Source organism: Ensifer sp. VA4, assembly GCF_055710065.1.
The window spans coordinates 46950-59491 of record NZ_JBVQPO010000013.1 but is presented as its reverse complement, the minus strand read 5'-3'; the positions used below and the strand labels follow the sequence as shown (position 1 = coordinate 59491).

Annotated in this window: 11 protein-coding genes; 8 read left to right on the top strand and 3 right to left on the bottom strand. The window is 63.7% G+C overall.

Translation table 11 applies throughout. The features are described 5' to 3' along the window. Positions 1 to 4: 4 nt before the first annotated feature. The 5 genes from AC0C6X_RS22505 (at position 5) to AC0C6X_RS22485 (ending at position 4606) form a co-directional block, all read left to right on the top strand. A complete protein-coding gene (locus AC0C6X_RS22505; protein ID WP_472955244.1) occupies positions 5 to 556 on the top strand; it encodes a hypothetical protein in 552 nt (183 codons plus the stop codon). A gap of 207 nt (positions 557 to 763) precedes the next feature. Beyond that, the gene (locus tag AC0C6X_RS22500) at positions 764 to 1033 is read left to right on the top strand and encodes a hypothetical protein (RefSeq protein WP_472955242.1); all 270 of its coding nucleotides are present in this window, start codon (positions 764 to 766) and stop codon (positions 1031 to 1033) included. 137 nt (positions 1034 to 1170) lie between these two features. After that, complete coding sequence (locus tag AC0C6X_RS22495) at positions 1171 to 1920, top strand: phosphodiester glycosidase family protein (RefSeq protein WP_472955240.1); 750 nt, start codon at positions 1171 to 1173, stop codon at positions 1918 to 1920. A 134-nt stretch (positions 1921 to 2054) separates the two neighbouring features. Further along, positions 2055 to 2582 carry an RNA polymerase sigma factor gene (locus tag AC0C6X_RS22490; RefSeq protein WP_472955239.1) on the top strand — a complete coding sequence of 176 codons (528 nt, stop codon included), beginning with the start codon at positions 2055 to 2057 and terminating at the stop codon, positions 2580 to 2582. 2 nt (positions 2583 to 2584) lie between these two features. After that, on the top strand, positions 2585 to 4606 hold the full coding sequence (locus AC0C6X_RS22485; RefSeq protein ID WP_472955237.1) for a vWA domain-containing protein: 2022 nt from the start codon (positions 2585 to 2587) through the stop codon (positions 4604 to 4606). A gap of 325 nt (positions 4607 to 4931) precedes the next feature. On the opposite strand, the gene AC0C6X_RS22480 is transcribed toward AC0C6X_RS22485, so the two are convergent. Then, the gene (locus tag AC0C6X_RS22480; RefSeq protein WP_173516830.1) at positions 4932 to 5279 is read right to left on the bottom strand and encodes a hypothetical protein; all 348 of its coding nucleotides are present in this window, start codon (positions 5277 to 5279) and stop codon (positions 4932 to 4934) included. 189 nt (positions 5280 to 5468) lie between these two features. Between AC0C6X_RS22480 and AC0C6X_RS22475 the strand changes: the two genes are divergently transcribed. From AC0C6X_RS22475 to AC0C6X_RS22465, 3 genes are all read left to right on the top strand, one after another. After that, a complete protein-coding gene (locus tag AC0C6X_RS22475; RefSeq protein ID WP_472955236.1) occupies positions 5469 to 6104 on the top strand; it encodes a helix-turn-helix transcriptional regulator in 636 nt (211 codons plus the stop codon). A 104-nt stretch (positions 6105 to 6208) separates the two neighbouring features. Further along, positions 6209 to 7357, top strand: a complete 1149-nt coding sequence (locus AC0C6X_RS22470) for an aminotransferase class I/II-fold pyridoxal phosphate-dependent enzyme (protein ID WP_472955235.1) — start codon at positions 6209 to 6211, stop codon at positions 7355 to 7357. A gap of 162 nt (positions 7358 to 7519) precedes the next feature. Continuing rightward, a complete protein-coding gene (locus tag AC0C6X_RS22465) occupies positions 7520 to 9490 on the top strand; it encodes an acyltransferase family protein (RefSeq protein WP_472955233.1) in 1971 nt (656 codons plus the stop codon). Between the two features lie 303 nt (positions 9491 to 9793). Here AC0C6X_RS22465 and bmt read toward each other — a convergent pair whose 3' ends face one another. Then, the gene (gene bmt, locus AC0C6X_RS22460; protein ID WP_472955231.1) at positions 9794 to 10810 is read right to left on the bottom strand and encodes a betaine--homocysteine S-methyltransferase; all 1017 of its coding nucleotides are present in this window, start codon (positions 10808 to 10810) and stop codon (positions 9794 to 9796) included. Between the two features lie 65 nt (positions 10811 to 10875). Next, entirely contained in the window at positions 10876 to 12282 is a 1407-nt protein-coding gene (locus tag AC0C6X_RS22455) for an O-antigen ligase family protein (protein ID WP_173516825.1), read from the bottom strand. Positions 12283 to 12542 lie beyond the last annotated feature (260 nt).

Below are 12542 nucleotides of genomic sequence, written 5' to 3'. Positions count from 1 at the left end.
TCGTATGAGAGGCAGCCCAGTCGTATCCGTGAGCAACTATCCTCCGCACCTCTCGCGCGAGGAAGTGGAAGCGCAGATCTCCCGTCTCGACAGTATCCACGCCGCAAACAGCCAGATCCTGGAGGAAGCGTTCAAGCGCCTGCTGGCGATCGGCGCCGGCCACGCGGCCGTCATCGCCGCCTGCATCGCGGGCTTCGACGCGCTGGTGGACCGTTCGGTGCTGGCAAGCGATCTCCTTCCCGATGCGATCAATTTGCTCCGGAAGTTCGCGTTGACCGTCAGCGCCCTTGGCCTGTTCTTCACCTTCCTGGCGATTGGCAACAATTTCAGCGAGGTGCAGAAGGAGGCGAAGCGTCATGCGTTCAAGCTTGCGACGACGCTCAGGGAAAAGCGGCTCTTGCTCTCTCTGTCGCAGGACGTGCTCAACCGCGATCCCGGCTCCTACGTGCTGATGGGCGTCGGCGGGCTTGCCTGCCTGTGCGTCATCTTCGGGATTGCCGCCGCCGCCGGATGCTTCGGCCTCGTCATGGCCATGGGGCTGCTCGCGGGCGGCTGACGGCGGACGGTGATTACCTTAGTCAACTCGCATCAATCGTTTCTGATCTGAGCGCTGACGGTAGTTTCTATAGGAAAGCGAAAGGACCGAAGTTTGCAAGTAAACCGGAGGACAGCGGTTACTGTTGTTGTGTGTATAGCATTCGCGACCTTCCTTCTTTGGCTTGAGCGCACGAGTCAGTTCGCAATAGACAATTGTGACATGCAAATGAGCGAGGAGGAGATCAAGGGAGGTGCCGCTCAAGAACTACTTTCCTTTCCCTCATTTGCTGCGCGGGCGAAGGTGAATTCAGTCGAAGATTTTGTCGAACGGGCGGCGTGGGTGATCATCGAACGCAATCCGAAGGCACGTCTGGAAGCTGATTCAGAATATGATATGGTCAAGTATGAGGCTATCGCCAATTTAAACGAAAGAAAATTCAGCGTTCTTTATGGCGCATGCCGGAATGTTATTAATGTGGGTCAAGATAATCTTTGACTTGTCTGTGGCCCTTTTGTGAATATCTCTTCTGAAGGCAGCGATGGTGGCGGTCGCCGTATATCGTTTCCGGTCCTGCGCCAGAACCGCCGCAATCTCGGGCATGCTTGACGGCTGATTCGATTGGACCTTTTGCCATGCCGCTTTTTCCCAAACCTTTTCTCGTCGGCGCCGTTCTCTCCGCCGGTCTTGCCGGGCCCGCGCTCGGCGCCTGCCGCGACGTCAGCCATCTCGGCCAGGACTATGTCGCCTGCAGCTTCGATCCGGCGGCAAGCGATATCCGCCTTTACAACAAGGACCAGGCCGGCGTTCCCTTCCGCTCCTTCCGGGCGCTATCGCTCGAATTGCGCCACCGTGACGAATACATGGCCTTTGCGATGAATGGCGGCATGTTTCACGAGGATCTGTCGCCGGTCGGCCTGCACATCGAGGAGGGGCGCGAGCAGGCGCCGCTCAACACCAATACCGGCTGGGGCAATTTCCACCTGCTGCCGAACGGGGTCTTCTATGTCGGTGACGGCAAGGCGGGGGTGATGGCGGCGGATGCCTATCGCGACGCCGGGATTGCCCCACGCTTCGCCACCCAATCCGGGCCGATGCTGGTGATCGACGGCAAGCTGCATCCGCGTTTCCTGCCCGATAGCACCAGCTTCAAGACCCGCAACGGCGTCGGCGTGACGGCCAAGGGAGAGGTGGTCTTCGTTGTGTCGAAACGCCCGGTGCGGTTCCACGATTTCGCGACGCTCTTTCGTGACACATTGGATTGCCCCAATGCGCTGTTTCTCGACGGCACGATTTCCAGCGTCTATGCGCCCGAGATCAACCGCCATGATCGGCTCTTTCCGCTGGGGCCGATGATCGCCGTCGTCGGGAAATTTCCACGCTGATTTTCCTTGGACGCGGGATGCGGCCGGAAAACCGCAGGCACTTTCCTGATCCCGATAAAAAAATCTTCGTTCCACCCAAGGAATGGTTTGCCTGCAACGTCTAAGGTTCAAATGAGGTGAGGGCGGGCACGGATTTGGACGCTGAACTCGTCGAGAAGGCGGTGAATGGAGATCGGCAGGCCTTTGGCCAGCTCGTCGAGCGGCACTATGATTTTGTCCATGCGGTCGCCTGGCGCTGGTCCGGCAATGTCTCGGATGCGGAGGATATCGCCCAGGAGGTGTGCCTGCGTCTCGGCAGCGCGATCCGCGGCTTTCGCGGCAGCAGCCGGTTTCGTACCTGGCTCTATACGCTGACGCTGAATGCCGCGCGCGACCACAGGCGACGGCAGGCGCGCGACGACCGGCGGCTGCAAGCCTATGCCAGCGAGCAGGCGGCGATCGCGCAGCCCCAGGATCCCGACGAGGAGCAGCGCGAGGCGCTCTGGGCGGCAGTGCGCGAACTGCCGGAAAAGCAGTGCGACGCGGTGCTGCTCGTCTATGCTGAGGGGCTGAGCCATGCGGCTGCTGCCGACGTGCTCGGCTGTTCGGAGGCAACCATATCCTGGCATGTGCACGAGGCGCGCAAGCGCCTCAAGACAGTGCTTGGCAAGGAGGCAGTGTGACCATGAGCGACGATTTCGAAAAGCTTGGCGGGCTCAACCCGCCGAAGGCTTCTCGCCAGGCGCGCGCCCGCGCGCTCGCCGCCGCCATGCAGGCCTTCGACGAGCAGCAAGAAAATGCAACCGCAACCCAAGGATCGGCCCCGCCGGTTCGTCAAAGCTCCATCTTCAACCGGATATGGAGCCCCATCATGAACCGGAAACTGCTTGCCGGATCGGCACTGGCAACCCTCTTGGTCGTGCCCGCCGCCGCCTTTCTGACGCTCGAACTGACGCGCAACGGTGCACCCCTCGGCGAGAGCGTGCAGGAGATTGCGCTGAAGGAAAAGCCGAAGCAGGAGGCGGAACCGCAGGCGGCTGCGAAGAAAGCGGCCGCCGAACTCGCGCGCCAACAGGAAGTGAAAACCGTGGAGGCGCCGGCCGCCGTACAAGCCGAGAGCCAGGCAGCAGCGTCCGCGGAAGCCGACGCGCTCGCCAACCGTATGGCGAGCGACAGCGCCGCCCCGCTCTCTGCCGTCGGTGCCGTGCAGCCGCAGATGACCTTTCTGTCGGCGCCGGTCGCTCGGGACGAAATGCTCGCCGCACCTGAGGAAAACCGCGAGCGCTTCGGCAAGGCCGAGAGCAATCCGGTGAAAAGCGTTGCCACCGATCCGGTCTCGACCTTCTCGATCGACGTCGACACGGCATCCTATGCCTTCGTGCGCCGCTCGCTGATGGAAGGACAGATGCCGGAGCCCGACGCCGTGCGCGTCGAGGAGATGGTCAACTACTTCCCCTATGACTGGCCGCGGTCGGCAACCGCTGCCAAACCCTTCAAGGCGACGGTGACAGTAACGCCGACGCCGTGGAACGGCGGCACGCGGCTGATGCACGTGGCGATCAAGGGTTATGACGTCGTGCCGGCGGAGGCGCCGAAGGCAAACCTCGTCTTCCTGATCGACGTTTCCGGCTCCATGGACGAGCCGGACAAGCTGCTGCTGTTAAAGGGCGCCTTCCGGCTGTTGGTCGAGAAGCTGAGGCCCGAGGATACGGTCTCGATCGTCACCTATGCCGGTAATGCCGGAACGGTGCTGGAGCCGACCACGGTCAAGGACAAGGCGAAGATCCTTGCGGCCATCGATACCTTGCAGCCCGGCGGCTCGACCGCCGGTGCCGAGGGCATCGATGCCGCCTACGCGCTCGCCGAGAAGGCTTTCGTCAAGGGCGGGGTCAACCGCGTCATGCTGGCGACCGATGGCGACTTCAACGTCGGCCCGTCGAGCGACGAGGACCTGAAGCGGCTGATCGAGGAGAAGCGCAGGAGCGGCATCTTCCTTTCGGTGCTCGGCTTCGGCCGTGGCAATTACAACGACGCGCTGATGCAGACGATCGCCCAGAACGGCAATGGCACCGCCGCCTATATCGATACGCTTGCCGAGGCGCAGAAGACGCTGGTGGAGGAGGCGGGCTCGTCGCTCTTTGCGATCGCCAAGGATGTCAAGCTGCAGGTGGAGTTCAACCCGGCGGCGATCGCCGAATACCGCCTGATCGGCTACGAGACCCGCGCCTTGAAGCGTGAAGACTTCAACAACGACAAGGTGGATGCCGGCGACATCGGCTCCGGCCACAGCGTGACGGCGATCTACGAGGTGACGCCGAAGGGCAGCCCGGCGGTGCTGAACGACGACCTGCGCTATGCGACGGCCGAGAAGCCGGGGGCAGAAGCAAGCCCGAACAGCGGCGAGCTCGCCTTCCTGAAGATCCGCTACAAGAAGCCGGACGGCGACAGGAGCGAGTTGATCACCACGCCGGTGACCGAGGCCAATGCGGTGCCGTCGCTCGCCGAGGCGCCCACCGACGTCCGCTTCTCCGTCGCGGTTGCGGCCTTTGGGCAGAAGCTCTCGGGCGTGACGGCCCTGGCCGACTATTCCTACGACTCGATCATCGACCTTGCCGCTGCTTCAAAGGGCGCCGATCCGTTCGGCTATCGCGGCGAGTTCGTCAATCTTGTGCGGCTGGCGAAGGGGTTCGGCGGTTCCAGGAATTGAGGGCGCCGGATCTGCCCCTCATCCACGCGGTGAGGGAAGCCCCTCATCCATGCGGTGAGGGAAGCCCCTCATCCGCCTGCCGGCACCTTCTCCCCGTCATGACGGGGAGAAGGAACCAAGCGGTGACGGTCTCGCCCAGACTGTGATCGGGCAATGGAACGCCGAGGTCGGGCGCGGAGGGTGCGCCCAGCGGTTCTCTCCCCGCATGCGGGGAGAGATGTCCGGCAGGACAGTGAGGGGCATTTGTCAGGTTGCGCGAGGTGAGGGGCAACCACCCTTTCCGTCATCAAGTCAATTTGATTCGGCAACGAGCGTGCGCCTTATATCAAGCCTTCGGAAAGGCGCGCTCCAATCCGCCGGACTTAGAAAGACCCGCCTTGAAGGCCTGGTAGGCGGCGTGCTGGCTGGAGCGGCCGGCTTCCGTCAGGCGCATTTGCAGGCGCGCCGGCGCTTCGCTGCCCAGCCACTGGCCGAGCCTTTCCAGCTTCAGCGAGTTGAGGAACCTAGCCTCGGAGGCGAGGTCGAGGTGACGGTAGAGGCCGTCCATCAACCGCTCGTCCTGCTCCGGGTTTTCCATCAGCAGGCGCAGGAAGGACTGGTCCGCTTCACCGAATGCATGGAGCTTTTCGGCAACGGTGTCGCGGTCGGGAAAGGAAGCTGGGCCGGCGTTCATGTCAGTGTCACCCCGTCTGCGTTTCCGACCGCGCGGCGCGTTCTGTGGGGCGCACACGGTCGCTGAACGAATCTCTTTGCCATCGGGGATAGGCCAGCGGCCATCGGTGCGCAAGCTGTGGCGCAAGGGCTGCAATTGAACAATTTGTCCAATGTTGACAATAAAGCCAAATCCGGCAATAAGCGGCCCATGACCGTTGCACCCGCCTTCGCCTCCATCCTCGCCACGCATGCGCCGACGGCGGCTGCGATCAGCGCCTTGCTCTATCCGCATGGAGAGGTCGTGCTGCATGACCTGAAGACCGGTACGATCGCGGGGATCTGGAACTGCTTTTCCGGGCGCACGGTCGGCGAAGATTCGCTGATCGAGGAAGAGTTCGCCGCGGTCGGCAGTGCTGACGCCGTGCTCGGCCCCTATGAAAAGACCGGCGCCGATGGCCGGCGCTTCAAGTCGATCTCCGCCGTGCTGCGCGATGGGACGGGCGAAGCGGTCGGCCTGCTTTGCATCAATCTGGATATGTCGATGATCGATACGGCGGTGAAGCTGCTTTCGGCTTTCGCCGGCGCCGAGCAGCCAAGGCCGCAGGCGCTCTTTGCGCGGGATTGGCGCGAGGAGATCAATGCGACGCTGCATGGCTGGCTGAAGGAGAGGGGGCTGGCGCTCTCAGCCTTGAAGCGCGGCGATCGCGTCGCGCTGGTGGCGGCGCTCGACGCGCGCGGACTGTTCCAGACACGCAACGCCGTCGACCATCTTGCAAGCCTCATCGGCGCCTCGCGCGCCTCGATCTACAATTACCTCGCTGCGGCGCGCGGCGAGGCACCCTGAATGAAACGCGCGCATTCCGGACGGAGACGCGCTCCGCGTCCCGCCGTAATTGCATGATCCGCAAACCGTTTCGCGCGCCGTCGGCGCCCGAGGAGGAGACTTCCATGACGACCTTGCCCGATTTCCGGCTCGAAACCCATTTTTCGCGCTGGGAGTTCAATGCGCGCCACCACATGACCGCGAGCGACAGCCAGACGATCAGCATGCGCGAACTGCTGGCGCTTGCCGACGACGAGGATCGCGCCGCCTGGGAAAACATCGCGCTCGGCTATACCGAGACCTATGGCGCGCCGGCGCTCCGGGCGGCGATCGCCGCCACCTATGAGGGGCTTTCGGCCGCCGACATCCTTTGCTTCGCCGGCGCCGAGGAGGGGCTCTATTGCGCCATGCTGGCGCTGCTCGGGCCGGATGACCACGCGATCGTGACGGTACCCAACTACCAGTCGATGGAAACTTTGCCGGTAACGATCGCCGGCGCCGTCACCGGTGTGCCGCTCCGGCCGGAAAACAATTGGCGGCTCGATATCGCCGATGTGCGCGCCGCGCTGAAGCCCAACACCCGGCTGATCTGCGTCAACTTCCCCAACAACCCGACCGGCGCCATTGCCGACCAGGAAACGTTCCGGGCGCTGGCGAGCCTCTGCGCCGAGCGCGGCATCCATCTCTTCAGCGACGAGGTCTATCGTGGGCTGGAGCGCGACCCGTCGCTGCGCCTGCCGCAGGCGGCAGAACTCTTCGAGCGCGGCATTTCGCTGAATGTCATGTCCAAGGCCTATGGGCTTCCGGGCCTCAGGATCGGCTGGATCGCCTGCCGCGATCACGCATTGCTGGAGCGCATGGAAAAGATGAAGCACTACCTGTCGATCTGCAATTCGCGCCCATCGGAAGTGCTGGCGACCATCGCGCTCAAGGCCCGCGCGACGATCCTCGACCGCAACCGGGCGCTGGTTGCCACCAATCTGGACAAGCTCTCGGCTTTCTTCGCCGAATATCCCGATCTCTATGAATGGCGGGCACCGGACGGCGGCTGCGTCGGTTTTGCCCGCTATCGCGGCGCCGACGGCGTCGAGACCCATTGCCGGCGGCTGGTGGAGGAATCGGGCGTTCTGCTCCTGCCGTCCAGCCTCTTCGTTTCGGATCTCCTGCCGGTCGCGACCGATCGCTTCCGTGTCGGCTTCGGCCGCAAGGATATCGAGATCGGGCTCGATGCCTGGCGCCGGCATCTCCTCGATGAACACCGCGCGCCCGCGTAGGAGCGCAAGGCTGCCGATCGGCGGCGGACGGCACGCCCGCGGGCTCCGTCGGCCGTCCGTGCCCTAGAAAGCGCACAAATGTGGATATACACGGCGCTGCTGTGGCTCTGATGGTGGGGCCCGTGTTAACGAGCGGCACATGCCGCCGAGTATTTCCTATTGATGCACTACAGACCCGAAATCGATGGACTGCGCGCGCTTGCCGTCGTGCCGGTGCTCCTGTTCCACGCCGGTTTCGGCCTTGTGGCCGGCGGTTTTGCCGGCGTCGATGTCTTCTTCGTCATCAGCGGCTTTCTGATCACCTCGATCATTCACCGAGAAATCCGCGACGGCAGCTTCAGCGTCGTCCGCTTCTACGAGCGGCGAGCCCGCCGGATCGCGCCCGCGTTGCTGCTGGTTTGCGCGGTCTCTATTCCCTTCGCGCTGATGTGGATGCTGCCGGAGGAGCTCAACAATTTCGGCAAGAGCCTCTATGCGGTGAATTTCTTCGCCTCGAATTTCCTGTTTTGGGGTCAGACGGGCTATTTCGCGCCGAGCACCGAGCTGATGCCGCTGCTGCACACCTGGTCTCTGGCGGTCGAGGAGCAGTTCTATGTCGTCTTTCCGCTGCTCCTGCTTGGCCTGCGCCGCGCGTCTGCGGCAACGGCCCTGAAGGTCGTGCTGGCTCTCGTGGTCTTGAGTTTCGCCATGACGCAGCTTCTGGCACGCGCCGATCCGGCCGCGAATTTCTATCTCCTGCCCAGCCGCTTCTGGGAGCTCGGCGTGGGTGCGGGTCTGGCGCTTGTCAGCGCCGAGAGGCTCGATCTGGCAAGGGGGCGCCGCGAAATGCTTTCGGCGCTTGGCCTGGCGGCGATCGTCGCGAGCTATCTCTTCGTTCCGGAATCCGCCTTCTTTCCCGGCTGGACGACGGTGCCCGTGGTGCTCGGTACGGCGCTCGTCCTTGCCTTTGCCCGCGGCGATACCGCCGTCGGCCGGTTGCTGTCGCTGAAGCCGCTGGTGGCGATCGGCCTCGTCAGCTACAGCCTTTATCTGTGGCACCAGCCGGTCTTCGCCTTCGCGCGGCTGAGGGCGATCGATGGCATCCCGGCCGGAGGCTATGCGCTGCTGATCGTGTTGTGCTTCGCGCTGGCCTATCTCAGCTGGCGCTTCGTCGAGCAGCCCTTCCGCAAACCCAAGCGTTTCGGGCGCGCCGCCGTCTTCGGCGCGACGCTGGCCGCCGGGTCGGCGGCGATCGCACTCGGCTTCGGCTTCGATGGCTCGGACGGACTGGTTGCCCGCAACCGCGAGTTGGCGGCCTTGACGCGGCCGAGCGTCGGCCTTGGCAAGAAATGCGATGCCGTCGCCGATCTCAGATGTGCCACCAGCCCGAAGCCCGAGGTCGCAGTCTGGGGGGATTCCTTTGCCCGCCACCTCGTCGACGGCGTCATCGCCTCGAAGCCGGACGTGCGGCTGGTGCAGCTTGCCAAGAACAATTGCGGCCCCTTCCTCAATCTGGCGCCCGTCGTTCCCCGGCTCGGCCGCGACTGGCCGCAGGATTGCGTGCGTTACAACGACGACGTTCGCCGCTTCCTGCTCGCCAACCGCTCGATCCGCTACGTCGTTCTCTCCTCGCAGCTCAGCCAGTATCTGCAGGAGGAAACCGTGCTCGTCGACGGTCACAAGGAGGTGCCGTCGGGAACGAGCGTCCTCAGCGAGGGCCTGCGAGAGACGCTTGCCTGGCTGAAAGCCAACGGCTTCGAAGCCGTCTTCGTGGCACCGACACCGCATGACGGGCGCGATACGGGCCTCTGCATTGCCAGGGCACGGCTGCTCGGCCAACCGGATCGGCGCTGCGAACCGGCGCTGAAGGACGTGCGCAAATACGACCGCGACGTGCTGAAGGTCGTCGCCGATATCGCCGACGAGTATCCGGTCGTCAGTTTCATGAACTATCTCTGCGATGCGGATAGCTGCAAGGTCGAGGACAAGGGCGTGCCGCTCTTCGAGGACTTCGGACATTTCTCCGAGCAAGGGTCTCGCCAGATGGGGCGTGCCTTCGACTTCTACCGTTCCTTCGTCGCCGCCGCGGAGAGCGATGTCTTTTCGTGGCGCCGGCCGGTCGGCCCGCCGGCTTTCGAGGGCGCCCGCCTCTGACGACGCGCCGTCGCCGGGCGCTCTCCACCGACCCCCAAAAGCAAACGCCCCGGATCATGCGATGCCGGGGCGTTTGCTTGTTGATCTGCCTTGCTACTGCATGTGTCCTTTAATCGTAGCCGATTAAAGGACAAAAACATGCAGCAATTCTAGATCCTTTCACTGTTTCATGGAAACAGTGAAAGAATCTAACCTTTTGAAATTACGCAATTCCGGACGGAAAACCGTTTCACACTTTTCCTGGAATTGCTCTAAGTGCTACAGCGACCTTCGCGCGTCCGATAAGACGCGCGGCGCTGTAGGTCAGGCGCGGCGGCTGCGGCGCTCGCGGCTCGGGGCAGCGGCGGCTTCATTGGCCGTCTTGTTGCGCAAGGGGCCGATCTTTTCGATGATCAGATCCAGCGTCGGGCGTTCGCGGCGCACATGCTCGTCGAGTGCGACGCGCATGGCGGCGAGGTGACCGCAGGTGGTGCCGCAGCAGCCGCCGATGATCCTGGCGCCGGCATCGGCCGCCAGGCGCACATATTCGGCCATCAGCGGCGGCGTGCCGGAATAGTGGATCTCGGAACCGCGGAATTCCGGAATGCCGCAATTGCCCTTGACGATGACGGTCGCCTCGGGGGCGGCTTCGGTCATGTCGAGCAGCGAGGAAAGGATGTCGGAAGCGCCGACGCCGCAATTGGCGCCAACGGCGACCGGGCCGTTGCCGAGATCGCTGGCGACACCGTGGATATCCTTGGGATGCAGGCCCATCATCGTCTTGCCGGCGGTATCGAAGGAGCCGGTGTAGACGTAGGGGAGGCCGACCTTGGCGGCTGCTTCCGCGGCGGCGCGGATTTCGTCCGGCGAGGACATGGTCTCGATCCAGGCGACTTCGGCACCGCCGGCCTTCAGGCCCTCGATCTGCTCGACGAAGGCGGCAACGGCATCCTCATAGGAAAGCGCGCCAAGCGGGATCAGCAGTTCGCCGGTCGGGCCGACGGAGCCGGCGGTGATGACCTTGCGCGGTGCCTTGTCGGCAACGGCGCGGGCGATCTCGGCGGCGCGCTTGTTCAGCGCATGCACGCGGTCGTCCGCCTGGTGCAGTTTCAGGCGATGGCGGGTGCCGCCGAAGGTGTTGGTAAGGATGATGTCGGCGCCGGCGTCGACGAAGTCCTGGTGCAGCTTGGTGATGTTCTCCGGCTTCGTCTCGTTCCAGAGTTCCGGCGCTTCGCCGGCTTCGAGCCCCATGGCGAAGAGCGAGGTGCCGGTGGCGCCATCGGCGAGAAGAATGCCTTTTTCGGCAAGCAGGGCGGAGAGGACATTGGATGCTGCGGTCATCGGTTTTTCCCGGCTAGAATGAACAGTAGTAAGATATAAAGATATGTTTATGTCTTGGCAAGCGGTCAGCGTTGGGCGGTTGCCGCTTCGGCGCGCATGCTCATGCGCCCGGCAAGGCCAAGCCCGAAGACGGCGAGCGCCGTCAAAAGCCACATCGGGTCGGCGCGGTTGAGGAAGAAGCTTTCGAGCATGGCGTTATAGGTCATGAAGATGACCACCATGACGCAGAAATCGGCGAAGATCCGCGCCTGCGGGCGGCGATAGGCGCGCATGTAATCGAAAAGCGGCTTGATGAAGAGGAGCGCCGTCATGAGGATGCCGCCCGGCACGCCGAACATCAGCACCGCGTCGAGATAGCTGTTGTGTCCGGTGACGATGCCGCGCACGTCCCAGCTCGCCTCGAAATTCGCTTCCATGCCCATGATGACCGGCGACAGCCAGAAGCTTGCATAGCCCTGGCCGAGCCAGGGGCGCTCGGCGATGCTGGTGCTGGCGAATTTCCAGATGTCGTCGCGGCCGGTGAAGGTCGCATCGTCGATCAGCGCCTTGGTGATCGAAAGCAGCGTGTCGGAATAGATGGTGCCGAGGGTCAGGCCGAAGACCAGAGCCGACATGGCGAGGTGGGCGAGGATCATCAGGCCGGGGCTGCGCACCGCGCGGCCGGCAAAGACCAGGCCGATCGCGATCGGCAGGAAGCCGATCGTCGTCTTCGACCCGGTGTGCAGCACGAAATTGGCCGCGAGCAGGGTGATTGCCCAACCGCGCAGCGGCGCGCCCGCGCGCAGGCAATAGATACCGAACATGCAGAGGACGGAGAAAACCGGCGCCGAGACGTTCTTGTGCAACAGATGCCCGCGCCAGAAGCCCGCATGCCAGGGTTCGTCGCCGAAGGCCGAATGAACGGCGCGATCCGGCGCCACGAAGAGTGCGGCATAGTCGATCAGGATCAAAAGCAGAATGGCGTTGGCGCCGGCATTGACGAAATCCCGTTCGCTGCGCGGCAACACCAGCACGCCCGCCACCATGATCATCGCGATGAGGCTCAGCGTCAGGCCGCGGGCAGATGCGGCGGGATCATAGGATTGCAGGCAGGAAAGATAGGCGACCGCGAAGATCGCGATCCAGCTTGGCGAGACCAGACGGGCCAATATCCGCCTGTCGACCGTAAGCAGCATGGCGAAAAGATAGACCGCGCCAAGCACCAGGTAGCCGACCTGGTTGACGATGTTGCCTTCGTTGGCCGCGTTCGGATCGGTCTCGACCGCGCCCTGGAACGGGATCAGCGTGAAGACGATGAGGAACAGGCCAAGGCCCGAGAGCAGCGCGGCAAGACCCTGGACGAGCTCCGCCAATCCGGCGTCGAAGGCCGCCGGCACCCGCTGGCGCGTGGTGGAATGGTCTGCCGTGGCTGAGTTCGAGTGCATGGCGGCGCCGAAACGGGTGAAGCTCAGATGCCGCAACGCGGGCGGCATCGTCGAATGCGGCTCCCTGTTCGACGCCGCCGGTCGGGGTTGGTCGGGCAGGGGGGCGCCGTCACCTTGGCGCAATCAGGTTAAACCTCGGTGAAACGCCTGTGTGCGTCTCGGTCTCCGGAGCTTGAGGATCCGATATTTGCGCGCCGATTGCCGCAGGTGCTTGCCGCCTGGGTCTCATACCCGTAGAAGGGTGGGGCCCGTAAAGAGGTCGGGAATGTCTCGGCCGTGGAAAACGCGGCCGTTGCCGTGTTCTGCGG